This window comes from Streptomyces spiroverticillatus, assembly GCA_014650415.1.
Lineage (GTDB): Bacteria > Actinomycetota > Actinomycetes > Streptomycetales > Streptomycetaceae > Streptomyces > Streptomyces spiroverticillatus.
In genome coordinates, this window is sequence record BMUX01000001.1 from 746,699 (window position 1) to 769,516 (window position 22,818).

Here is a 22,818-nt window from a genome sequence, read left to right on the forward strand (position 1 = left end):
CTACTGGATCGCCACCTTCACGATGCCGGTGAGCGCGATCTGCGCGAGTGCGAGCGGGATGAGTACGGTCCAGGACAGCTTCTGGAGCTGGTCCTCGCGGAGCCGGGGGTAGCTGACGCGGAGCCAGATGACGACGAAGGCCAGGATCGCGGTCTTCAGGAGCGTCCAGACCCAGCCGAGTCCGTCGGCGCCCCACGGGCCGTGCCAGCCGCCGAGGAAGAGGACAGTGGTCAGGCCGCAGACGATCACGATGCCCGCGTACTCGGCGAGGAGGAAGAGCGCGAAGCGCAGGCCGGTGTACTCCGTGTACGCGCCGAAGATGATCTCCGAGTCGGCGATCGGGGCGTCGAACGGAGGGCGCTGGAGCTCGGCGAGTCCGGCCGTGAAGAAGACGAACGCGCCGATCAGCTGCCAGGGCAGCCACCACCACTGCCAGGCGTCGAGGATGCCGGGCAGGGAGAGCGTCCCGGCCGCCATGGCCACCGAGGCGGCGGCCAGCAGCATGGGGAGTTCGTACGCGAGGAGCTGGGCGGCGGTGCGCAGGCCCCCGAGGAGGGAGAACTTGTTGGCCGAGGCCCAGCCCGCCATGAGCGAGCCGAGGACTCCGACGCCCATGACGGCGAGCACGTAGAAGATGCCCGCGTCGATCTGCTGGCCGACGGCGGACTCGCTCGGGCCGATGGGGATGACGAGGAGGACCAGGAGGTACGGGAGGAGGGCGACGGCGGGGGCGAGCTGGAAGATGCGGCGGTCGGCGCCGCTGGGTACGACGTCTTCCTTCTGCGCGAACTTCACGCCGTCGGCGACGAGCTGGGCCCAGCCGTGGAAGCCGCCGGCGTACATGGGGCCGAGGCGGCCCTGCATGTGGGCCATCACCTTGTGCTCGGTCTGGCCGACCAGGAGGGGCAGGACCAGGAAGAGCACGAAGACGAGGAGCAGGCGGAGGGCGACGTCGAGTACGTCGTTCACGCGGGATCGCCTCCGGCGGGGGTGGTGGGGGTGTCGTCTTGCGGGCCGGTCGGGTCGGCCTGGCCGTCGTCCCGGCCCCGGCCTGGTGAGCCGTCCGGCCCGGGGGCCTCTTCGTGTACGGGCTCGGGGGCCTCTTCGTGTACGGGCTCGGGGGCGGCGGAGGTGTCGAACGCCGGGCGGGCGTTGTGCCAGGGGGCGTCCGAGCTGGACGGGGCCGAGGGGGTGGCCGGGGTGGGGGTGCCGCTGCGCGGGGCTGTCCCCTCCCCGCCCCTTCCCGAAACCGGGGGCTCCGCCCCCGGGCCCCCGGGGTCGGCGGGGCCGGACGTGCTGTCCGCGCCGGGAGCGGGGGCTGCCGGGGTTCCGCCCGAGGTGCCGGGACCCGGGGCGGCGGCCTCCGCCCGACCTCCGGGTGCGGCCTGGCTCGCGGAGCCCTGGCTCGCGCTGCGGGAGCGCCGGGCCGGGGCGCCCGCTGCCGGGGCACCAGGGGCCGGAGCACCGGGGGCCGGAGCATGGGAGGCCGAGACGCCGGGGGCAGAGGTGCCCGCTGCCGGAGCATCGGCGCCCGGGGAAGTCTGCGACGCCGAACCCTCGCTCGCGCTCCGCGACCGGCGAGCCGGGGCGCCCGCTGCCGGAGCGCCCGTGGCCGAGGATGCCTGTGAGGCCGAACCCTCGCTCGCGGTGCGGGAGCGGCGGGCCGGGGAAGCGGCGGTCTCCCCCGCTGCGGGCTGGGAGGCCGAGCCCTCGGCGGCGGTGCGGGAGCGGCGCACCGGAGGGGTGGCGTCCGGTTGGGAGGCGGAGCCGTCGGAGGCGGTGCGGGTGCGGCGGGCCGGGCGGTCCGCCGCCGGGGTCGCGCCCGCCGCGCGGGCGCCTCGGGCCGGGCGGGCCGGGGCGGCCGGGAGTTGGCCCTTGAGGGGGCCCCATTCGTTGGGGTCGGGAACGCCCGGGGGGAGCATCTGGCGGCGCTTGGGGCCGCCGTGCTCCGACTCGCCGGGTTCCTTCGCTCCCGGCCAGGCCTTCGCCACGCGGGCCGCGAGGACGAAGTCCTTGCGGAGGGGGTGGCCCTCGAAGGTGTCCGGGAGGAGCAGCGGGGCCAGGTGCGGGTGGTCGGTGAAGTCGATGCCGAACATCTCGTGCGTCTCGCGCTCGTGCCAGGCCGCGCCCGCGAAGACCTCCACGGCCGTGGGCAGCACGGGGGCGGAGTGCGGGACCGTGGTGCGGAGCAGGAGGCGGCGCACCGTACGGCCTTCGAGGGAGGCGAGGTGGGCGGAGACGAGGAAGCCCGTACCGGGTTCGTCGACCGCGCTCAGCCAGTCGAAGTAGGTGCAGGCCAGCTTGTCCCGGGCGATTTCGAGCGCGGTGATCCACGCGCCGAGGGGCACGTCGACCGTCAGCAGGTCGTACGCGCGCTCCGCGCGGGCCTCCTCGCCGAAGACCTCGGTGACGTTGTCGGGCAGACCGTCGTAGGCACTCATCGGGCCTCGCCTCCGGAAGCGTCGGTGGTTCCGGCACCGGAAGCCGGGGCACCGCCAGGGGCGGAGGCGGATCCCGCAGCGGGACCGGACCCCGAGACCGGGGCACCGCCCGAAGCCGGGGCGGCTCCCGTGCCGGAAGCGCTGTCCGTACCCGAAGCAGCACCCGTACCAAAGGAAGCACCCGAGCCGGACGCCGACCCGGTGGCGGGTGCGGCTCCCGCAGCCGGGGCAGTGCCGGTGCCCGTACCGGAAGCGGCACCCGTACCGCCGGCCGGCGCGGTGCCCGTACCGGAAGCGCCACCCGCGCCGGAAGCAGGTCCCGCAGCAGGTTCCTCCTCCGGAGCGGGCGTCCCCGGGGTTGGCGGTGGAGTCACCAGGGCGCTCTGCAGGGAGGAGACGGACGGGCGTGCGGGGGAGGTCCCGTAGCGGTCCGCGAGGGATTCGCGGGCGATCTTTTCCTGGAGTTTGAGGATGCCCTGGAGGAGGGCCTCGGGGCGGGGCGGGCAGCCCGGGACGTAGACGTCGACCGGGATGATCTGGTCGACGCCCTTGGTGACGGAGTACGAGTCCCAGTAGGGGCCGCCGCAGTTGGAGCAGGCGCCGAAGGAGATGACGTACTTCGGCTCCGGCATCTGCTCGTAGAGGCGCTTGACGGCGGGGGCCATCTTGTCCGTGACCGTGCCCGAGACGACCATCAGGTCGGCCTGGCGCGGGCCCGGCGCGAAGGGGATCACACCGAGGCGGATGAAGTCGTGGCGGGCCATGGAGGCGGCGATGAACTCGATGGCGCAGCAGGCCAGGCCGAAGTTGAAGACCCAGAGGCTGTAGCGGCGGCCCCAGTTGAGGACCACCTTCATCGGTTCGGGGGCGAGCCGGGAGAGGACTCCGAGGCGCTGGGGTTCCGGGAGGAGCACGGGCTCGGGGGTCACGTCCATTCGAGGACGCCCTTCTTGTATGCGTACAGCAGACCCACGGCCAGGAAGCCGAGGAAGATGAACATCTCGACCAGCGTCGTGGCGCCGTACCCGGGCGCAGCGAACACCGTCGCCCACGGGAAGAGGAAGATCGCGTCGACGGCGAAGATGACGTAGAGGAAGGCGTACACGTAGTAGCGGACCTGGGTGTGCGCCCAGCCCTCGCCGACGGGGTCGACTCCGCACTCGTACGTGAGGAGCTTTTCGGGGGTCGGGACCACCGGGCGCAGCAGGCGTCCCGCGCCGAAGGCCACCGCCACGAAGAGCACGCCGATCACGGCGAGCAGGCCGACGACCGAATAGCTCTGGAAGTAGGAGGCGGCCACCGTGTGGTCCACCACCGGCACGGTCGGTTTCGGCACGTCCCGAACCTCTCTCCCTGGCCGCGCGGCGCCTCAGCAAGAGCGCCGTCCGTCGTCGATCTGTACGAGAGGGGAGTCTAGGGCCTGGTAAAGCTCCGGTAAGCAGTCGTGGACCGGCCAGAGGGGAGACAGGGGGGAGACAGAGGAGAGAGGGGTGGGGTTGTCCCCACCCCGGGTGGCCCGCCCACCCCATGGCGGACGCCCGCGCGCACCCGGCAGGCTTGGGCCATGACCGTCAGCTCCGGTGCGCACACGCCCGGCACCCCGCCTCCCCCGCCGTATCCGCCCGATGCGCCGCTCCCGCCGCCCGCCGTCCTCGCGTTCGGCAAGCAGACCTGGAAGGAGGTCGCGCAGCTGCTGCTCGACTTCCCCATGGCGCTGATCGGGTTCGTGTACGCGGTGCTCGTCGTGGCCCTCGGGGTCGGGCTGTCCGTGACCGTGGTCGGGCTGCCGCTGCTGGCGGCCGGGCTGATGGGTGCGCGGCAGTTGGGCCGCTGGGAGCGGGGGCGGGCGCGGGTACTGCTCGGGGTGCGGGTGGAGGAGCCGAGTCCGCTGCGGGCGGCGCGTGCGCAGGACGGTTTCTTCCCGTGGCTGTGGTCGACGCTGAAGGACCCGGTGGCCTGGCGGACCGTCCTGTACTCGGTGATCCGGCTGCCGTGGGGCGTCCTGACCTTCGCGGTGACGCTGGTGAGCCTCATCGTGCTGTGGCCGGTGCTCGCGTATCTCGCGCGGGGCATGTCGAATGTCGACCGGGCGATGGTGCGCGGGCTGCTGTTCCCCTCGGGCGAGCTGGAGCGGCGTATCGCGGAGCTGGAGTCGGACCGGGGGGTTGTCGTGGACACCGCCGCCGCCGACCTGCGGCGGATCGAGCGCGATCTGCACGACGGGGCGCAGGCCCGGCTCGTGGCGCTCGCGATGGGGCTCGGGCTCGCCAAGGAGAAGCTGCTGGAGGACCCGGAGGCGGCCGCGCAGATGGTCGGCGAGGCGCATGGAGAGGTGAAGCTGGCGTTGCAGGAGTTGCGGGATCTGGCGCGGGGCATCCACCCGGCCGTCCTCACCGACCGGGGTCTGGACGCGGCGCTGTCCGCGATCGCGTCGCGCTGCACGGTGCCGGTGAAGGTGACCGCCGATCTGACCGAGCGGCCGGCGGAGGCCATCGAGGGGATCGCCTACTTCACCGTCTCGGAGCTGCTGCAGAACGTCAGCAAGCACAGCGGGGCGCGCACGGCGTCGGTCGAGGTGTGGCGTTCGGGCCAGCGGCTGCTGATTCAGGTACGGGACGACGGGCGCGGCGGCGCCAGCCTGGACGGGGGCACCGGGATGTCCGGGCTCGCGGAGCGGCTCGGCGCGGTGGACGGGCTGTTCACGGTCGACTCGCCGCCCGGTGCGGGCACCACGGTGACGGCCGAACTGCCGTGGCGGACGCGCACGGCCGCGAGCGGGGCCCGTGCCGGCTCCGGCTCCGGCTCCGGTAGGGAAAACCCCCGTAAAAGACGGTGACTGACCACATGGTCCACGCCGCCCCGCGAGCGCAGTCTTGAGACATCGCCCCACCTCCACCCCGCCTCTGGACACCCGAAGAAACGGACCCGAACCATGGCCACGGACTACGCCCCCCGCACCCGGGATCACCTGCCCCCACGGCACCGCGTCCCGGCGGTGCTGCGCGCGCCGTTCGAGGCCCGCGCCTGGCGGGAGCTGACGTACGTCCTGCTCGGACTGCCGCTCGGCATCGTCGGCTTCACCCTCGCGGTCACCTCCCTCTCGCTGGGGGCCGGCCTCCTGGTGACGTTCATCGGCATCCCGGTGCTGGCGGCCGGCCTGATGGCGCTGCGCGGTCTCGGCGCGGTGGAGCGGGGGCGGGCGCGGGCGCTGCTCGGCCTGGACGTGGAGTCGCCGCGTCCGGTGCGCGGCGCCAAGCCGGGGGCGATGAGCTGGATCGGGGCGGTGCTGAAGTCCGGGGTGTCCTGGCGGCATCTGCTGTACGGCTTCCTGCACATGCCGTGGGCGATCTTCTCCTTCACCGTGGCGGTGGTCTTCTGGTCCGTCGGGCTGGCCGGGGTGACGTACCCGCTGTACGGGTGGGCCACCCCCGGCGACAGCGGCATCACGCTCTACTCCGACCGCGACGGCCAGGTCTACCTGGACGAGCCGCTCGCCATTCTGCTGACCTTCACGGTCGGCCTGGTCGTCCTGCTGGCGGCGCCCTGGGCGACCCGGGCGCTGGTGTCGGTGGACCGGCTCGCGGTGGGCGGGCTGCTCGGGGCGTCCGCCCTGGACCACCGGGTCAGCGAGCTGGAGTCGGACCGGGGCGTGGTCGTGGACACCGCCGCCGCCGACCTGCGGCGCATCGAACGCGATCTGCACGACGGGGCGCAGGCCCGTCTGGTGGCCCTGGCGATGGATCTGGGGCTGGCGAAGGAGAAGCTGGCCCAGGATCCGGAGGCCGCCGCGAAGATGGTCGACGAGGCGCACGGCGAGGTGAAGGTGGCCCTCCAGGAGCTGCGCGACCTGGCCCGGGGCATCCACCCGGCGGTCCTCACCGACCGGGGTCTGGACGCGGCGCTGTCGGCGGTGGCGTCCCGGTGCACGGTGCCGGTGCAGGTGGAGGTGGACCTGCCGGCCCGTCCGGCGGCGGCGATCGAGGGCATCGCGTACTTCACCGTCTCGGAGCTCCTCCAGAACGTCAGCAAGCACGCTCAGGCCACCCGCGCCACGGTCGACGTGTGGGAGACCGGCGGGCGGCTGATGCTCCAGGTCTCCGACAACGGGCGGGGCGGCGCGGACACCTCGCGCGGCTCGGGTCTGGCCGGGCTCGGCGAGCGGCTGGACGCGGTGGACGGGGTGCTGGTGGTGGACTCCCCGGCGGGCGGCCCGACCACGGTCACGGCCGAACTGCCCTGGCGGGGCTGAGCCCGTACCCGTACCGAAGCCTGGGCCCTCCGGAGCTGTCCGGAGGGCCCTGCCGTATGTGCGGGAGGCGTGCGTACGGGGGCGCTCGGGTCCGGATGCTGGGATGCTGGCCCCTGAACGGATCGCGCATGCGGTCCGCGATACGGATCGCGTGCGCGGTCCGCGATACGGGCCGTGCGTGCGGTCCGCCGGTTACTGGGGGCAGGAAGAGACGTGGTCGTGGGAGACAGGGTGCGCGTGGTCATCGCCGAGGACTCGGTGCTGCTCCGGGAGGGCCTGACCCGGTTGCTGACCGACCTCGGCCACGACGTGGTCGCGGGCGTCGGGGACGGGGAGGCGCTGGTCAAGACGGTCGCGGACCTCGCCGCGCAGGGGGAGCTGCCGGACGTGGTGGTGGCGGACGTACGGATGCCGCCGACCCACACCGACGAGGGGGTGCGGGCCGCGGTGCGGCTGCGCAGGGACCACCCGGGCATCGGGGTGCTGGTGCTGTCGCAGTACGTGGAGGAGCAGTACGCCACCGAACTGCTGGCCGGGTCCAGCACCGGCGTCGGCTACCTGCTGAAGGACCGGGTCGCCGAGGTGCGGGAGTTCGTGGACGCCGTCGTACGGGTGGCCCGGGGCGGTACGGCCCTGGACCCCGAGGTGGTGGCCCAGCTGCTGGGGCGCAGCCGCAAGCAGGACGTGCTGGCCGGGCTCACCCCGCGTGAGCGGGAGGTCCTCGGTCTGATGGCCGAGGGGCGGACCAACTCGGCGATCGCGAAGCAGCTGGTGGTGAGCGACGGGGCGGTGGAGAAGCACGTCAGCAACATCTTCCTGAAGCTGGGGCTCTCGCCGAGCGTCGGGGACCACCGGCGGGTGCTGGCCGTACTCACCTACCTCAACTCCTGAACAGTGCTGAGCAGCGGAGTCCTGGATTTCTGACGCAGCGTCAGTTAATAAGGTCCAACGGCCTTGCGGGCGGGGGGCTTGGGGACCAGAACCAAAGGATGAGCTGGGGCGTCTCCCTCTCCGGGGGTACTCGGAGGGGCGGAGGGGGCGGGATCGTGCGAAATCAGGACAGTTGGGTGTCTCAAAAGCGCGTCCATCCTGCGGGCACCCCCCGGCGGGCACCCCGTACGGACGTAGGGTGGCCACGGGCGGCCGGTCGGCCGGTCGCCCCGGAACAGCCGCCTCTGAGGGAGGTCCAGTTCAGTGACCAGCCAGGTCAGTAGCCCGGCCGAGCAGGCCGAGGGCGACGACGGGGACAACCGGCCCACCGCGGGCGGGGACGACCGGCCCGTGACGCCCCCCGCGAAGGAAGTCCGCCGCCTGGACCGGGTGATCATCCGCTTCGCGGGTGACTCCGGTGACGGCATGCAGCTCACCGGCGACCGCTTCACGTCGGAGACCGCGTCGTTCGGCAACGACCTGTCGACGCTGCCGAACTTCCCGGCCGAGATCCGCGCCCCCGCCGGGACCCTGCCGGGTGTCTCGTCGTTCCAGCTGCACTTCGCCGACCACGACATCCTCACCCCGGGCGACGCCCCGAACGTGCTGGTGGCGATGAACCCGGCCGCGCTCAAGGCGAACATCGCCGACGTGCCGCGCGGCGCGGAAATCATCATCAACACCGACGAGTTCACCAAGCGCCCGATGGCCAAGGTGGGGTACGAGACGTCCCCGCTGGAGGACGGCTCGCTGGACGGCTACAGCGTGCACCCGGTGCCGCTGACCACGCTGACCGTGGAGGCGCTGAAGGACTTCGGGCTCTCCCGCAAGGACGCGGGCCGCTCGAAGAACATGTTCGCGCTGGGGCTGCTGAGCTGGATGTACCACCGCCCGACCGAGGGCACCGAGGCGTTCCTGCGGCAGAAGTTCGCCAAGAAGCCCGACATCGCCGAGGCCAACGTGGCCGCTTTCCGGGCGGGTTGGAACTTCGGCGAGACCACCGAGGACTTCGCGGTGAGCTACGAGGTGGCCCCGGCCACCACCGCGTTCCCCCCGGGCACGTACCGCAACATCTCCGGGAACCTGGCCCTGGCGTACGGACTGATCGCGGCCGGCCACCAGGCCGACCTGCCGCTCTACCTCGGCTCGTACCCCATCACCCCGGCCTCCGACATCCTCCACGAGCTGTCCCGCCACAAGAACTTCGGTGTACGGACCTTCCAGGCCGAGGACGAGATCGCGGCGATCGGCGCGGCGCTGGGGGCAGCCTTCGGCGGCCAGCTGGCGGTCACCACCACCTCGGGACCGGGCGTCGCCCTGAAGTCCGAGACCATCGGGCTGGCGGTCAGCCTCGAACTCCCGCTCCTCATCGTGGCGATCCAGCGCGGCGGCCCGTCCACCGGGCTGCCGACCAAGACCGAGCAGGCGGACCTGCTCCAGGCCATGTACGGGCGCAACGGCGAGGCCCCGGTGCCGGTGGTCGCACCGCGGACACCCGCCGACTGCTTCGACGCGGCGATCGACGCGGCGAGGATCGCGCTGACCTACCGGACGCCGGTCTTCCTGCTGAGCGACGGTTACCTGGCCAACGGCTCGGAGCCGTGGCGAGTTCCCGAGGTCGACGAACTCCCCGATCTCCGCGTGCAGTTCGCGACCGGCCCCAACCACGAGCTGGCCGACGGCACCGAGGTCTTCTGGCCGTACAAGCGCGACCCGGAGACCCTGGCCCGCCCCTGGGCGGTGCCCGGCACCCCCGGCCTCGAACACCGCATCGGCGGCATCGAGAAGCAGGACGGCACCGGCAACATCTCCTACGACCCGGCCAACCACGACTTCATGGTCCGCACCCGCCAGGCCAAGGTCGACGGCATCGCGGTCCCCGACGTCGAGGTCGACGACCCGGACGGCGCGCGCACCCTGGTGCTGGGCTGGGGCTCCACGTACGGCCCGATCACCGCCGCCGTACGCCGCCTGCGCGGCGAGGGGCAGCCCATCGCGCAGGCGCACCTGCGCCACCTCAACCCCTTCCCGAGGAATCTCGAAGAGGTCCTGAGGCGTTACGACAAGGTGGTGGTCCCCGAGATGAACCTGGGCCAGCTCGCCACGCTGATCCGGGCGAAGTACCTCGTGGACGCGATCTCGTACAACCAGGTCAACGGAATGCCGTTCAAGGCCGAGCAGCTCGCAACGGCCCTCAAGGAGGCCATCAATGACTGAGACGGTCACGACGAGCGATCACCCGCACCCCCTGCTCTCCCTGGTCCCGCGGGCCGAGGCGAAGCAGACCATGAAGGACTTCAAGTCCGACCAGGAAGTGCGCTGGTGCCCCGGCTGCGGGGACTACGCGGTCCTCGCCGCCGTGCAGGGCTTCATGCCGGAGCTGGGGCTGGCGAAGGAGAACATCGTCTTCGTCTCCGGAATCGGCTGCTCCTCCCGCTTCCCGTACTACATGAACACGTACGGGATGCACTCGATCCACGGCCGCGCCCCGGCCATCGCGACCGGACTGGCCTCCTCCCGGCGCGACTTGAGCGTGTGGGTGGTCACGGGTGACGGCGACGCGCTCTCCATCGGCGGCAACCACCTGATCCACGCCCTGCGCCGCAACGTGAACCTGAAGATCCTGCTCTTCAACAACCGGATCTACGGCCTCACCAAGGGCCAGTACAGCCCGACCAGCGAGGTCGGCAAGATCACGAAGTCGACGCCCATGGGCTCGCTCGACGCGCCCTTCAACCCGGTGTCCCTGGCCATCGGCGCGGAGGCGTCCTTCGTGGCGCGCACGGTCGACTCCGACCGCAAGCACCTCACCGAGGTGCTGCGCCAGGCCGCCGACCATCCGGGCACGGCGCTCGTGGAGATCTACCAGAACTGCAACATCTTCAACGACGGCGCCTTCGAGGTCCTGAAGGACAAGCAGCAGGCGGAGGAGGCGGTCATCCGCCTGACCCACGGCGAGCAGATCCGCTTCGGCGCGGAGGGCTCGAAGGGGGTCGTACGGGATCCGCAGACCGGTGATCTGAAGGTCGTCGCCGTGACGGAGGAGAACCAGTCGCAGATCCTGGTCCACGACGCCCACACCACATCGCCGACCACGGCCTTCGCGCTGTCCCGGCTGGCCGACCCGGACACCCTGCACCACACCCCGATCGGTGTCTTCCGGTCGGTCGAACGCCCGGTGTACGACACGCTCATGGCGGACCAGCTGGACACCGCGATCGAGCGCGACGGCAAGGGCGACCTGGGGGCACTGCTGGCGGGCAAGGACACCTGGACGGTCGTCGGCTGACCCTGTCCGTGCCTCGGGCGTCCGGTCTTTCACGACCGGGCGCCCTTTTGCGCTTCCGGGCGCGGGCGCATGGTCATGACCGTATCGCGGAACGGACATGACACACCGGGCCGGACGGCCTTACCTTCGGACCACGGGGCGTGTGTTGTCGGGGCGGGAGGACAGACCGGTGAAGCAGGAAAAGAACGAACAGCGGACCGGATTGCTGTACGGATTCGGGGCGTACGGGCTGTGGGGCGTCGTCCCCCTCTTCTGGCCGCTGCTGAAGCCGGCCGGGGCGATCGAGATCCTGGCGCACCGGATGGTGTGGTCGCTGGGCGTGGTCGTGATCGCGCTGCTCTTCGTACGCCGCTGGGCCTGGATCCGGGAACTGCTCCGCCAGCCGAAGAAGCTGGGCCTGATAGCCCTGGCGGCGGCCGTCATCACCGTCAACTGGGGCCTGTACATCTGGTCGGTCAACTCCGGGCACGTGGTGGAGGCGTCGCTCGGCTACTTCATCAACCCGCTGGTCACCATCGCGATGGGCGTCCTGCTGCTGGGCGAACGGATGCGCCCCTTGCAGTGGACGGCGGTCGCGATCGGGGCGGCGGCGGTGCTGGTCCTCGCCATCGGTTACGGCCAGCCCCCGTGGATCTCCCTGGTCCTGGCCTTCTCCTTCGCCACGTACGGCCTGGTCAAGAAGAAGGTGAACCTGGGCGGGCTGGAGTCGCTGGCCGCCGAGACCGCCGTGCTCTTCCTGCCCGCGCTCGGGTACTTGGTGTGGCTGGGCCTCTCCGGCTCGCTGGCCTTCGGCGGGCACGGGGCGGGGCACGCTTCGCTGCTGGCGGCGACGGGCCTGGTGACGGCGGTGCCGCTGGTCTGCTTCGGGGCGGCGGCGGTACGGGTCCCGCTCTCCACTCTCGGCCTGCTCCAGTACCTGGCCCCGGTGTTCCAATTCCTGCTCGGGGTCCTGTACTTCGGCGAGGAGATGCCGGTGGAGAGGTGGGCCGGCTTCGCGCTGGTGTGGCTGGCGCTGACGCTGCTGACGTGGGACGCGGTGCGGACGGCGCGGGGTGCGAGGGCTGCGCGGCTGGCGGTGGCGTCGGCTGCTGCCCTTGCGCCCCCGGCTCCGGTGGCGGAACCGGGCGCGGTGGGGCCGGGCCGGTAGCGCGCGTGCCCGGTGTCGGGGGTGCGGGCGGGGCCGGTACCGGGGTGGGCCCGGATCGGGCGTACCGCCCCCTTGCCCGCCCGTCCCGCCCCCGGGGGGCGGCCCCGCCGCCCAAGGGGGCTAGGGGGAGGGACCGAGCGGGAAATGCAGGGGACAGACCCACTTACCCCGCGTTAGCCTCGACCCATGGCCAGGCACTTTTACTTTCTGTGATTCCTCCCGCGGACGCGGCCGGGTTCGAAGGGGCTGAGCCCCTCCCCCGCCGTCGGCTCCGCGTGCCCTGAGAAGGGATCGCAGTCCGTAGCAGCCCATGCCACCCCAGGGGAACCCCCATGCCCGCCCAGCTCTCCCTCCACGCCGTCTCCAAGTCCTTCGGCGACCGCACCGTCCTCGACCGCGTCGACCTCTCCCTGCGCCCCGGTGAGAAGGCCGGAGTCGTCGGCGAGAACGGCTCCGGAAAGTCCACCCTCCTGCGCCTGATCGCCGGCGGGACCGCCCCCGACGAGGGCGAGATCACCGTCGCCTTCCCCGGCGGCGTCGGCCATCTCGCCCAGACCCTCGCCCTCCCCGGCAACCTCACCGTCCAGGACGCCGTGGACCACGCCCTCGCCGACCTGCGCGCCCTGGAAGCCGCACTCCGCACGGCGGAGGAAAACCTCACCGAGGCGACCCTCGACGCCTACGGCGAACTCCTCGCCGCCTACCAGGACCGCGGCGGCTACGAGGCCGACGCCCGCGTCGAGGCCGCCCTGCACAACCTTGGCCTGGCCCGCATCACCCGCGACCGCGCCCTCGGTTCCCTCTCCGGCGGCGAGCAGTCCCGCCTCGCGCTGGCCTGCGTCCTGGCCGCCGACCCCGAACTCCTCCTCCTCGACGAGCCGACCAACCACCTCGACCGGCACGCCACCGCCTGGCTGGAGGACCGGCTGCGCACCCACCGCGGCACCGTCGTCGCGGTGACGCACGACCGCGCCTTCCTGGAGCGGGTGACCGACACCGTCTGGGAGGTGGACCGCGACCTGCGCACGGTCACCCGCTACGGCGACGGCTGGCAGGGCTACCGCACCGCCAAGGCCGCCGCCCGCGCCCGCTGGGCGCAGGAGCACCAGCAGTGGGCCGACGAACTCGCCCACACCGAAGCCCTGGTGGAGGCCGCAGGCCAACGTCTCGCCGCCACCGGTAAGGACCCCGGTCAGGGCTTCGGCAAGCACCGCAGGTCCAGCGAGGCCAAGCTGTCGGGCCGGGTCCGCGCCGCCCGTCAGCGCCTGGAGACGCTGCGGGCCAACCCCGTACCGGCCCCACCCGTTCCGCTTTCGTTTCACGTGAAACTGCGGACGACGGACGACGAACAGCCGGCCACTGTCGCCGAGTTGAGGGACATCCGCGTCGCCGACCGCCTCCACCTCCCCGAGCTGACGATCAAGTCCGGGGAGCGCCTGCTGGTCTCGGGCCCCAACGGCGCGGGCAAGTCCACCCTCCTGCGCGTGCTCGCCGGGGAGATCGCGCCGGACGCGGGCACCGTCGTACGGCCCGACCACCTCGGGCATCTGCACCAGGAACCCGACCGTTCCGAGGACCGGCGCACCCTGCTCGCCGGGTTCGCCGCCGGGCGGCCCGGATTTCCCGAGGAGTACGAGGAGGAGCTGCTCGCTCTCGGGCTGTTCCGCCCGGACGACCTGGGCGTTCCGGTGGCGGCGCTGTCCGTCGGCCAGCGGCGGCGGCTGGAGCTGGCCCGGCTGGTGACACGGCCCGCCGACCTCCTCGTACTGGACGAGCCGACGAACCACATCTCGCTCGCCCTGGTGGAGGAATTGGAGGAGGCACTGGCGGCCTACCCGGGCGCGGTGGTGGTCGTCTCGCACGACCGCCGCTTCCGGAGCGGATTCGCGGGTGCGGAGCTGGAGTTGGCGGAGGGCCGGGTGGTGTCCGCGGGGTGAGGGAACGGTGGCGGCCGCGTGTCTCAGATTCGTACCGGTGTACGTCTGCACGATTGAAGGCAGGCCCCGGACGGGATGATCACCGCACCTGAGACGCCTGAGTGCGCGTCCGCTACCGCAAACGGGGGACCCCATGCCGCACCTCACCCGAAGCATGGCCGCAGCCCTGACCGTCGCCGCACTGCTCGCCGGTGCGGCGACGGCGTGCACCACCTCGCCCCAGGCGCCGCCCCTCGACCGGGGCGCACCCCCGCCCTCCCCCACCGTGAAGGCACCGGATCCGGGGCGGGTACTGGAGGAGGCGGCGCGACGGCGGCTCGGCAGGGTCGAGGCGGAGGAGGACTCCGTTCTCCTCGACGCCTCCAGCACGGGTTCGAGCCTGAACCGGGACGAGACGATGACGCCCGGGAAGCCGCTCACGGCCGACCTGACCTGCGCGGGGAAGGGCTCGGCGACCTTCACGCTCACCTCGGGCCGGGCGAAGGTCAGCCAACGGATCGACTGCGGCGGGGACACGGCGTCCCGCGTCGTCACGGTCGAGCTGACCCCCGCCTCGAAGGCACTCGACGTCCACATAGAAGTGACGGGCGGCGATCAGGTCGGGACGGCCTACCGCGTACGCCGACAGTGAGCGACCGTCCCGGTCCGCATTGCGAACACCCTTGACCGGAACCCGCCCTTGACGGTGAGTCGAACTCTCGCTGAACATCAGGCACGCACAGCGCACGCGTCACCGCTCAACTGCCTTACCAGACCCACCTGTTCGGCCAGTTCTCGTACGTTTCCGTCCCGTCCCCGTTCGGAATCCGGAGCCCCCACATGACGCTCTCCCCTTCCCTCGGCTTCACCCACCGCAGATCCGGCACCCTCAGAGTCGCGGCCGTCTCCGCGCTCGCCGTCACCGGACTGCTCGCCACCACCGCCGGTGCGACCGCCGCGGCGCCCGCTCCCACCCGTACGACAGCGGCAGCGGCCGCCGCGCCCGACATCCCGCTCGCCAACGTCAAGGCGCACCTCACCCAGCTCTCCCAGATCGCCGCCGCCAACGGCGGCAACCGCGCCCACGGCCGTCCCGGCTACAAGGCGTCCATCGACTACGTGAAGGCCAAGCTGGACGCGGCCGGGTTCACCACCTCGCTCCAGACCTTCACCGCCAGCGGCGCCACCGGCTACAACCTCATCGCCGACTGGCCGGGCGGCGACCCCAACAAGGTCCTGATGTCCGGTGCGCACCTGGACTCGGTGTCCGCCGGCGCCGGGATCAACGACAACGGCTCGGGCTCGGCCGCCGTCCTGGAGGCCGCGCTCGCCGTCTCCCGCGCCCAGCTGAAGCCCGACAAGCACCTGCGGTTCGGCTGGTGGGGCGCGGAGGAGCTGGGGCTGCTCGGCTCGAAGGCGTACGTCAACAGCCTCCCGTCGACCGAGCGCACGAAGTTCGCGGGCTACCTCAACTTCGACATGATCGGCTCGCCGAACCCGGGCTACTTCGTCTACGACGACGACCCGACCATCGAGAAGACCTTCAAGGACTACTACGCGGGCCTCGGCATCCCCACCGAGATCGAGACCGAGGGCGACGGCCGCAGCGACCACGCCCCGTTCAAGAACGTCGGCATCCCGGTCGGCGGCCTGTTCTCGGGCGCGGACTACCGCAAGACGGCCGCGCAGGCGCAGAAGTGGGGCGGCACCTCGGGCGTCGCCTTCGACCGCTGCTACCACTCCTCGTGCGACAGCCTGACGAACATCAACGACACCGCCCTGGACCGCAACAGCGACGCCATCGCGTACGCACTGTGGACCCTGTCGGCCGGCGGCACGACTCCCCCGGGCGGCACGGACTACGAGAACACCACCCCGGTGGCGATACCCGACGCCGGTGCGGCCGTGACCTCGTCGATCGCCGTCACGGGCCGTACGGGCAACGCGCCCGCCGCGCTCAAGGTGTCGGTGAACATCACGCACACCTACCGCGGTGACCTGGTCCTCGACCTGGTCGCCCCGGACGGGACCGCGTACCGGCTGAAGAACTCCAGCAGCGACTCGGCGGACAACATCGTCGCGACGTACACGGTGAACGCGTCCAGCGAGGCGGCGAACGGGACGTGGAAGCTCCGCGTCCAGGACGTCGCGGCGCAGGACACGGGCACGCTGAACAGCTGGAAGCTCACTTTCTGAGCCGAGTGAGCGGGGCACGACCCTGAACCCTGCCGCCCCTGACGCGTGTTCGACCCCGCGTCAGGGGCGGCAGTCCAGTGTCCGCAGCACATGGTCGACCAGCTCCGCCATCCGCTCGGGCGTGTGCGGGGGCTTGCGCAGCGCGTACCGGTAGTAGAGCGGCCCGTAGAGCAGCTCCACCGCCAGTTCCAGGTCGGCGCCCTCGGGCAGGCGGCCCTGGCGCTGGGCGCTCTTGAGGCGGTTCACGGCGGCGGTGAAACGCGGAGTGATGAATTGTTCGTGAACAGCCTCGGTGAGCTCGGGGTCGTGGTGGAGCTCCGAGAGGATGCCGATGTACGCCGGTCCGAAGGGCGGCGTGGTGAGCAGATGGACCACTCCGGTCATCTGCGTGTAGAGGTCCGCGCCAAGGTGCCCGGTGTCCGGGAAGGGCGCGTTCGAGTCGCTGCTCTGGCCCAGAGCTTCCAGCAGGACAAAGCCTTTTGAGGGCCACCAGCGGTAGATCGTCTTCTTGCTGACGCCCGCGCGGGCGGCGATCGCCTCGACGGTGACCCCGGCGTATCCCTTCTCCGAGCACAGGTCGATGGCTGCCGCGAGGATCGCCTGCCGGGACCGCTCGCTGCGCCGTTGCGGGTTGGGAGGCGTCGCGCTCACGCGGGGAGTGTAGCCGGGCGACGATACGTAGCGTATTGACAGCGGAAGGACAGCCTCCAACAATAGCGACCCGAGGGGGAACGGTCCGTGTCGTGTCGAGCCGCATCGGGGGACGGCTCGGTACGGCACAGGCTCAGGGCCGGTCCCGTGCGCCGGAGGGGAATGTGCGGGCCCGGCCCGCACGCCCCTCCGGCCCTCCTCCGCCGGCCGGAGCGTTCAGGCCGTTCAGGCCGTGATGTCCCGGCTGGTGAAGCGCGCCCACGCCGCCGACCCGAACACGGCCGCGTACACGCCCTGCATCCCGAGGTTCTTCCCCAGCTCGTCCCAGTAGACGGGCTCCCGCAGCAGGTCCGCGAAGGACAGCCAGTAGTGCGGGAAGAGGTAGGGGCCGAGCGCGTCGAGCTGCGGGATGGTGTCCAGGATCTGCACGGTGATCAGCAGCCCGACGGTGGTCGCCATGGCCGCGATGCCGCTGCTGGTCAGCGTCGAGACGAACAGCCCGACGGCCGCGAACCCGACGAGCGAGGCGGCGACGGCCACCGCGACCGCCAGCGCCCGCAGCAGCCCCTCCCCGAACCCGATCGGCACCCCGGAGATCGTCATCACCTCGCCGACCGGGAACAGCAGCGCCCCCACCGCCAGCGCGGACGCCGCCACCACCAGGGTCGCGACCAGGCAGAACACCAGCGTGGTCGCGTACTTCGCGAGCAGCAGCCGACTCCTTCCGGCGGGCGCGACCAGCAGATAGCGCAGGGTCCCGGAGTGGGCCTCCCCGGCGATCGAGTCGCCCGCGACGACGCCGACGGCCATCGGCAGGAACACCGGCAGCGTGGCCGCGAGCGCGGCGAAGACGAGGAACAGCCCGTTCTGGGTGACCTGCGAGAAGAAGGCGGGACCGCCGCCCCCGCCCCCGCCCTCGGGCGAGCCGCCGGAGTCCACCTTCATCGCGATGCCGATGAGTACGGGTACGCCGGCGAGCACGACCAGCAGCGCGAGGGTGCGCCAGCGCCGGAAGGTCACCCTCAGCTCGGACCGCAGCAGCCCGAACGTCCACAGCGGGCTCACCGCCCGCCCCTGCGCCACCACTTCCGCCTCAGCCCGCGACATCGAATCCCTCCCCGGTCAGCGCGACGAACGCGTCCTCCAGCGAGGCCCGCTCGACCCCGAACCCGGTGACCCGCACCCCGGCGTGCACCAGCGCGGCATTCAACTCCGCGAGCCCCGGCCCTTCGGGGCCCGGAGGGCTGCCGGTGACCCGGCCCTCCGCCGCCTCGACGTCCGTCACCCCGTGCTCCTTGAGCACCCGTACCGCCTCGCCCGGATCGGCCGTGGTGACCACGAGCCGCCCCCGCGCACCCGCCGCCAGCTCGGCGACCGGCCCCTGCACGAGCAGCCGCCCCTTGGCCATCACGGCGGCATGCGTGCACACCTGCTCGATCTCGTCCAGCAGGTGCGAGGAGAGGAACACAGTCGTGCCGTCGGCCGCCAGCTCCCGGACCAGGGTGCGGATCTCCCGCATCCCCTGCGGGTCGAGGCCGTTGGTGGGCTCGTCGAGTACGAGCAGGTCACGCGGCTGGAGCAGGGCCGCCGCGAGCCCGAGCCGCTGCTTCATGCCCAGCGAGTACGCCCGCGCCTTCTTGCCGGCGGCCGGGGTCAGCCCGACCCGGTCCAGGGCCGCCGCCACCCGCGCCCCGCGGGTGCGGGGGTCGGCGGTGGGGTCGGCGGAGTCGTACCGCAGCAGGTTGTCGCGGCCGGACAGGAACCCGTACAGCGCGGGCCCCTCGATGAGCGCTCCGACCTTCGGCAGTACGGTCCTGGAGGCGCCCGGCATGGCCCGCCCGAGGAGCCGGGCGGTGCCGGAGGTCGGTTCGATCAGCCCCATCAGCATCCGGATGGTGGTGGTCTTCCCCGAGCCGTTGGGCCCGAGGAAGCCGAAGACGCTCCCGGCCGGGACGGCCAGATCCAGCCCGTCCACGGCCACCTGCCCACCCCGGAACCGCTTGGTGAGCCCGCGGGTCTCGATCACCCACGCCGCAGCGTCGGCCGCCGGACCGGCGGCCGACCGGGGAGAGGGGCCCGCCGCGTCAGCGGTGCGAGCACCCCCCGCGCCCTGCCCGTCCGGCGTGCCCGCCGTTCTTTCCGCCGACGGCGGCCCGTCCCCCATGCGACCCCAACTCCCCTCAGTTCATGACTACTTGGCCTCGTTGGCCGCCTTCACCAGTGCGTCCTTGGTGACCGCGCCGACGAACACCCGGCCGTCGTCCGTCATCAGGGCGTTGACCAGGCGGGTCGAGAAGACCCGGCCCTCGCCGAACGAACCCGAGACCTTGGCGCCCAGCGAGTCCATCAGGCCCTGCGCCTGCGGCGGCAGCTGGTCCTTGCCGTTGCCCGCGGCGGGCTTGGCGCTCTTCGTGCCGATCTGCGCGATCGAGGTCCAGCCCTGGCCGATGACCTTGACGTCCTCGCCCTTGCCGCCCTTGCCGAACTCCTTGCCGAGACCGAAGTCCGGGGCGTTCTTGTCGTTCTTCGGGCCGTCGAGCTTGTCGGCCTCGGTGACCTTCGCGCCCTTGGGCGGCGTGAAGTCGAACGTGCTCGCGGCCGGCTTGGCGAAGTCGACCTTGGTGAAGCCCGCCTCGACGACCGGCTTGCCGCCGTCGGTGGACAGCAGGGTGAACTTCAGCGGCGTACCCGTCTTGGCGTCGACCGCGACGCGGATGTCGGCGACCGTCGAGCCGGACTGCTTGGGCTTCACGCTCAGCTGGTAGGCGTCCCGGCCCGCGACCTGCGCGGTGCCGTCGACGGTGACGGCCGTGTCCTTCCCGGCCATCTTCAGCGCCTGCTCGGCGAACTCCTTGGGCGTGGTCGGCGCACCCTCGGGCAGCTTCTGCCGCTTGCCGGGCTTGCCGGAGGCGTCCTTCGGGGCCTTGGCGTGGAAGGCCTCGTTGGAGGCGCTGTCGTACGCCCAGACGTCGTCGCCGTTGTGGATCAGGCTGTACTCGGCGGCGTCGTCCAGGATCGAGACCTTCTGCCGCTCGGGGCCGTCGGCCGCGACGCGCAGCGTGTGGGTGCCGGAGACCAGCTTGGTGAGCTGGGCCTGCGGGTCCGCGCCGGAGCCCTTGCCCTTGCCGCCCTCGGCGCCGCCGAGGCTCTTGGCGATGCCGTCGAGGTTGGGCAGGCCCAGATCCGTGGTGATCTTGACGTTGCCGGAGAGCTGCTCGGTGTCGGAGGCGGCGATCTTCTCGATGAGTTCCTGGGCGGTGAGCTGCGGCAGGTCCGGGTCGCCCGCGTTGGCGAGTGCCGGGACGAGCCCGATGGTCGCCGCCGCGACGCCCGCCACCGCGACCGGCACGATGTACCGCGCGGCCTTGCGGCGGCGCACCCCGCCGGTGCCCTCCGTGGTGCCCTGTGCCGTGTCGTTGGGTGCCATCTGTGCTCTACCTCCGTGGTTGCCGGATCGGCGGCCGTGTTCCCCTGCGCCTGGTTCCCACGCGCTTGGTTCCCCTGCGCTTGGTTCCCCTGCGCTTGTGCCCACTCCGCGCCGCCATTCTCGCCCGGATCGGTCAGGAGTGGTGAGGAGTGGTGAGGTCAATCTGACCAAAACACCGGCCGCAATACGTCAGCCCCCGGCATGGACCTCATGTACTCCCACGGGATGACGGAAGCCACCCTCCTCTCCCCCGTTCTGGGGGGACCGAGAAGGGTGGCCCCTGCACTCACCTCAGGTATCCGCAGGTCAGGCCCGCTCAGCGCTGGATGAAGACGTAATCCGCCTGGTACGGCACCCCTGTCAGGGACCCGGGGTCGCAGCTCCCGGCCGGGGCGACGCCGCCCACCGTGTTGAGCCGCAGGATCTCGGTCGTACGGGAGAACAGGCCGCCCGGGCGGCCGGACGCCTTGCCCGCGAGGTCCAGCTCGGGGATGTTGCCCGCGCCGTTGGGGCTCTTGGAGATCAGGGTGCCGACGACCTTGCTGCGGTCCCCCGCGACCCACTGCGGGGTGCCGGAGTTCGGGGCGACGAAGGAGTGCGCGATGCCGCCCGCGAGCACGGCCCGTACGTCGCGCTGCTGGAAGGAGGTGGTGCCGTCGGCCGCCTTCTTGCACTCGTAGATCTGCCGGCCGCGCAGGACGGGTGACTGGAAGTTCTCCAGCGCCCGCCCGAAGTCGAAGGAGTTGGTCACCTTGTGGAGCTGGCCGCGGACCGCGCCGCCGGGGAACTCCTTGGTGTGCAGGTTGGCGTAGAAGCTCGTGGGGTCGGCCTTGAGGGCCGCCAGGAGGGCCGGGTCCTGGACCCGTACGGAACCCTGCGCCGTACGGCCGCGGCTCTTGCCCAGCTCGCCGGTGAAGTCGACCTTGATGCCGCCGTTGACGCCCCGGGGACCCTGGTGGATGTGCAGGGCGGACGGCCGGTCGGTGCCCCGCCACTTCACGGCGAAGGACACCACGTCGCCCCTGACCTTCACGAACTCCAGGGCCACCCCGTCCCGGTCGCCGACGGCCGGGCCGCCCGGGGTGGGGATCTCGTTGGCGCCGTTCATGCTGGCGGCGAAGAAGGCGGCACCCCGGCTGTCACTGAGCGCCCCCGCCTGGAGGGCCACCCCGGTGTTCGCCGCGTGCCCCGCGTGCCCGCTTCCGCCCCCGTCCGCCGAGGCCGGCAGGACCGCGAAGGCGACCCCCGCGGCAGCCACGACAGCGGTCGTACCGACAAGAGCCGCCTTCGTACGCCCGGAGACCGCCTTCGTGCGCCCGGAGGCCTCGGTCCGCCCGGAAAAGATCCGCTTCGTCATGATTGCTCCCCGTACCGGAGCCGACGCCCCCTGCGTCAGCTTCTGTGCAGGGGTACGGAGTCGATCCGGGCCCGGACTCAATCCGGAAATGTGACCTGCGTCACACTCCCCCGACGGGCTCAGCCCGCCCGGTGCACCACCGCGTCGCACAGCTCCGCCAGCGCCGACTTCGCGTAGCAGTCCGGCAGCGGCGCGAGCGTGGCCCTCGCCTCCTCCGCGTACCGCACGGTGTCCCGCCTGGCCTGTTCGAGCGCCGGGTGGACGCGCAGCCTGCGCAGCACCTCGGCCAGCTCGGCGTCGCCCGTCAGGTCCCCGTCGAGCAGCTCGCACAGCTCGACGTCCTCGGGGCGGCCGTGCGCCTCGGCCATGGCGCGCAGGTGCAGCACCGGCAGCGTGGGGATGCCTTCGCGCAGGTCGGTGCCGGGGGTCTTGCCGGACTCATGGCTGTCGCTGGCGATGTCCAGGACGTCGTCGGCGAGCTGGAAGGCGGTGCCGAGCCGCTCCCCGTACTGCGTGAGGATGTCGACGACACTCTCGTCGGCACCGGAGATCATCGCGCCGAAGCGGCAGGAGACGGCGACCAGCGAGCCCGTCTTGCCGGACATGACGTCGAGGTAGTGCTCGATCGGGTCGCGCCCGTCGCGCGGCCCGGCCGTCTCCAGGATCTGGCCGGTGACCAGGCGCTCGAACGCCTCGGCCTGGATGCGTACGGCCTCCGGCCCCAGGTCCGCAAGGATGTGCGAGGCGCGTGCGAACAGGAAGTCCCCGGTGAGGACGGCGACCGAGTTGCCCCAGCGCGAGTTCGCGCTCGGCACTCCGCGCCGTACGTCCGCCTCGTCCATGACGTCGTCGTGGTAGAGCGTCGCCAGGTGGGTCAGCTCGACCACCACCGCCGACGGCACGACACCCGGCGCGTACGGATCGCCGAACTGGGAGGACAGCATCACAAGGAGCGGCCGGAAACGCTTGCCACCTGCGCGGACGAGGTGCTGCGCGGCCTCCGTGATGAACGGGACCTCGCTCTTGGTCGCGTCGAGGAGCCCCTCCTCGACGGCTGCCAGTCCGGTCTGGACATCGGTCTCAAGAGCCTGGTCCCGCACGCTCAGTCCGAACGGCCCGACGACGGTCACGAGGGTTACTCCTGTCTGCTGACGATCAAACGGATTGTCGATCTGTCGCTGGCATCACTCAACAAGTCAGCCTATCCCGTCGACT

At 71.9% G+C, this 22,818-nt stretch carries 18 protein-coding genes and 1 pseudogene; 9 read left to right on the forward strand and 10 right to left on the reverse strand.

Going from position 1 to position 22,818, the window contains the following annotated elements; translation table 11 throughout:
- From IE269_RS03480 to IE269_RS03495, 4 genes and pseudogenes are all read right to left on the reverse strand, one after another.
- Positions 1 to 969 carry a complex I subunit 1/NuoH family protein gene (locus tag IE269_RS03480; protein ID WP_189821148.1) on the reverse strand — a complete coding sequence of 323 codons (969 nt, stop codon included), beginning with the start codon at positions 967 to 969 and terminating at the stop codon, positions 1 to 3.
- Positions 966 to 2,441, reverse strand: a complete 1,476-nt coding sequence (locus IE269_RS03485) for an NADH-quinone oxidoreductase subunit C (protein ID WP_189821149.1) — start codon at positions 2,439 to 2,441, stop codon at positions 966 to 968. Before IE269_RS03485 ends, IE269_RS03480 begins: the two co-directional genes overlap by 4 nt.
- A gap of 248 nt (positions 2,442 to 2,689) precedes the next feature.
- A pseudogene (locus IE269_RS42960) lies at positions 2,690 to 3,376 on the reverse strand (NADH-quinone oxidoreductase subunit B); the annotation flags it as partial.
- Entirely contained in the window at positions 3,367 to 3,777 is a 411-nt protein-coding gene (locus tag IE269_RS03495; RefSeq protein WP_189821151.1) for an NADH-quinone oxidoreductase subunit A, read from the reverse strand. The gene IE269_RS03495 and the pseudogene IE269_RS42960, both read right to left, overlap by 10 nt.
- A gap of 228 nt (positions 3,778 to 4,005) precedes the next feature.
- Here IE269_RS03495 and IE269_RS03500 point away from each other — a divergent pair, with 228 nt between their 5' ends.
- The 9 genes from IE269_RS03500 (at position 4,006) to IE269_RS03540 (ending at position 16,168) form a co-directional block, all read left to right on the forward strand.
- Entirely contained in the window at positions 4,006 to 5,277 is a 1,272-nt protein-coding gene (locus IE269_RS03500) for a sensor histidine kinase (RefSeq protein WP_189821152.1), read from the forward strand.
- Between the two features lie 96 nt (positions 5,278 to 5,373).
- Positions 5,374 to 6,690, forward strand: coding sequence for a sensor histidine kinase (locus IE269_RS03505; RefSeq protein WP_189821153.1), 1,317 nt, complete (start codon positions 5,374 to 5,376; stop codon positions 6,688 to 6,690).
- Positions 6,691 to 6,921: 231 nt separating this feature from the next.
- Positions 6,922 to 7,581 carry a response regulator transcription factor gene (locus tag IE269_RS03510; protein ID WP_189821375.1) on the forward strand — a complete coding sequence of 220 codons (660 nt, stop codon included), beginning with the start codon at positions 6,922 to 6,924 and terminating at the stop codon, positions 7,579 to 7,581.
- Between the two features lie 303 nt (positions 7,582 to 7,884).
- Positions 7,885 to 9,837, forward strand: coding sequence for a 2-oxoacid:acceptor oxidoreductase subunit alpha (locus IE269_RS03515; RefSeq protein WP_189821154.1), 1,953 nt, complete (start codon positions 7,885 to 7,887; stop codon positions 9,835 to 9,837).
- A complete protein-coding gene (locus IE269_RS03520; RefSeq protein ID WP_189821155.1) occupies positions 9,830 to 10,909 on the forward strand; it encodes a 2-oxoacid:ferredoxin oxidoreductase subunit beta in 1,080 nt (359 codons plus the stop codon). Before IE269_RS03515 ends, IE269_RS03520 begins: the two co-directional genes overlap by 8 nt.
- 169 nt (positions 10,910 to 11,078) lie before the next feature.
- The gene (rarD, locus tag IE269_RS03525) at positions 11,079 to 12,056 is read left to right on the forward strand and encodes an EamA family transporter RarD (RefSeq protein ID WP_229897426.1); all 978 of its coding nucleotides are present in this window, start codon (positions 11,079 to 11,081) and stop codon (positions 12,054 to 12,056) included.
- Between the two features lie 332 nt (positions 12,057 to 12,388).
- A complete protein-coding gene (gene abc-f, locus IE269_RS03530) occupies positions 12,389 to 13,993 on the forward strand; it encodes a ribosomal protection-like ABC-F family protein (RefSeq protein WP_189821157.1) in 1,605 nt (534 codons plus the stop codon).
- Positions 13,994 to 14,126: 133 nt separating this feature from the next.
- On the forward strand, positions 14,127 to 14,624 hold the full coding sequence (locus tag IE269_RS03535) for a hypothetical protein (protein ID WP_189821158.1): 498 nt from the start codon (positions 14,127 to 14,129) through the stop codon (positions 14,622 to 14,624).
- A gap of 188 nt (positions 14,625 to 14,812) precedes the next feature.
- Positions 14,813 to 16,168 carry a M28 family metallopeptidase gene (locus tag IE269_RS03540; RefSeq protein ID WP_189821159.1) on the forward strand — a complete coding sequence of 452 codons (1,356 nt, stop codon included), beginning with the start codon at positions 14,813 to 14,815 and terminating at the stop codon, positions 16,166 to 16,168.
- A gap of 60 nt (positions 16,169 to 16,228) precedes the next feature.
- Here IE269_RS03540 and IE269_RS03545 read toward each other — a convergent pair whose 3' ends face one another.
- The 6 genes from IE269_RS03545 to IE269_RS03570 all read right to left on the reverse strand — a co-directional run bounded on the left by IE269_RS03545 (position 16,229) and on the right by IE269_RS03570 (position 22,733).
- Complete coding sequence (locus tag IE269_RS03545) at positions 16,229 to 16,819, reverse strand: TetR/AcrR family transcriptional regulator (RefSeq protein ID WP_189821160.1); 591 nt, start codon at positions 16,817 to 16,819, stop codon at positions 16,229 to 16,231.
- A gap of 225 nt (positions 16,820 to 17,044) precedes the next feature.
- Positions 17,045 to 17,926, reverse strand: a complete 882-nt coding sequence (locus tag IE269_RS03550; protein WP_189821161.1) for an ABC transporter permease — start codon at positions 17,924 to 17,926, stop codon at positions 17,045 to 17,047.
- Positions 17,913 to 18,983, reverse strand: a complete 1,071-nt coding sequence (locus IE269_RS03555) for an ABC transporter ATP-binding protein (protein ID WP_189821162.1) — start codon at positions 18,981 to 18,983, stop codon at positions 17,913 to 17,915. Before IE269_RS03555 ends, IE269_RS03550 begins: the two co-directional genes overlap by 14 nt.
- Positions 18,984 to 19,010: 27 nt before the next feature.
- The gene (locus tag IE269_RS03560; protein ID WP_189821163.1) at positions 19,011 to 20,246 is read right to left on the reverse strand and encodes a LolA family protein; all 1,236 of its coding nucleotides are present in this window, start codon (positions 20,244 to 20,246) and stop codon (positions 19,011 to 19,013) included.
- Positions 20,247 to 20,562: 316 nt separating this feature from the next.
- On the reverse strand, positions 20,563 to 21,603 hold the full coding sequence (locus IE269_RS03565; protein ID WP_189821164.1) for a CHRD domain-containing protein: 1,041 nt from the start codon (positions 21,601 to 21,603) through the stop codon (positions 20,563 to 20,565).
- Between the two features lie 119 nt (positions 21,604 to 21,722).
- Positions 21,723 to 22,733, reverse strand: a complete 1,011-nt coding sequence (locus IE269_RS03570; protein WP_189821165.1) for a polyprenyl synthetase family protein — start codon at positions 22,731 to 22,733, stop codon at positions 21,723 to 21,725.
- Between the last annotated feature and the right edge of the window lie 85 nt (positions 22,734 to 22,818).

Excerpts from the sequence above, each read along its gene's own strand:
- IE269_RS03485 (WP_189821149.1), bottom strand. The coding sequence starts at position 2,441 with ATGAGTGCCTACGACGGTCTGCCCGACAACGTCACCGAGGTCTTCGGC.
- IE269_RS03500 (WP_189821152.1), top strand. The coding sequence starts at position 4,006 with ATGACCGTCAGCTCCGGTGCGCACACGCCCGGCACCCCGCCTCCCCCG.
- IE269_RS03505 (WP_189821153.1), top strand. The coding sequence starts at position 5,374 with ATGGCCACGGACTACGCCCCCCGCACCCGGGATCACCTGCCCCCACGG.
- IE269_RS03520 (WP_189821155.1), top strand. The coding sequence starts at position 9,830 with ATGACTGAGACGGTCACGACGAGCGATCACCCGCACCCCCTGCTCTCC.
- abc-f (WP_189821157.1), top strand. The coding sequence starts at position 12,389 with ATGCCCGCCCAGCTCTCCCTCCACGCCGTCTCCAAGTCCTTCGGCGAC.
- IE269_RS03535 (WP_189821158.1), top strand. The coding sequence starts at position 14,127 with ATGCCGCACCTCACCCGAAGCATGGCCGCAGCCCTGACCGTCGCCGCA.
- IE269_RS03540 (WP_189821159.1), top strand. The coding sequence starts at position 14,813 with ATGACGCTCTCCCCTTCCCTCGGCTTCACCCACCGCAGATCCGGCACC.
- IE269_RS03550 (WP_189821161.1), bottom strand. The coding sequence starts at position 17,926 with ATGTCGCGGGCTGAGGCGGAAGTGGTGGCGCAGGGGCGGGCGGTGAGC.
- IE269_RS03555 (WP_189821162.1), bottom strand. The coding sequence starts at position 18,983 with ATGGGGGACGGGCCGCCGTCGGCGGAAAGAACGGCGGGCACGCCGGAC.
- IE269_RS03560 (WP_189821163.1), bottom strand. The coding sequence starts at position 20,246 with ATGGCACCCAACGACACGGCACAGGGCACCACGGAGGGCACCGGCGGG.
- IE269_RS03565 (WP_189821164.1), bottom strand. The coding sequence starts at position 21,603 with ATGACGAAGCGGATCTTTTCCGGGCGGACCGAGGCCTCCGGGCGCACG.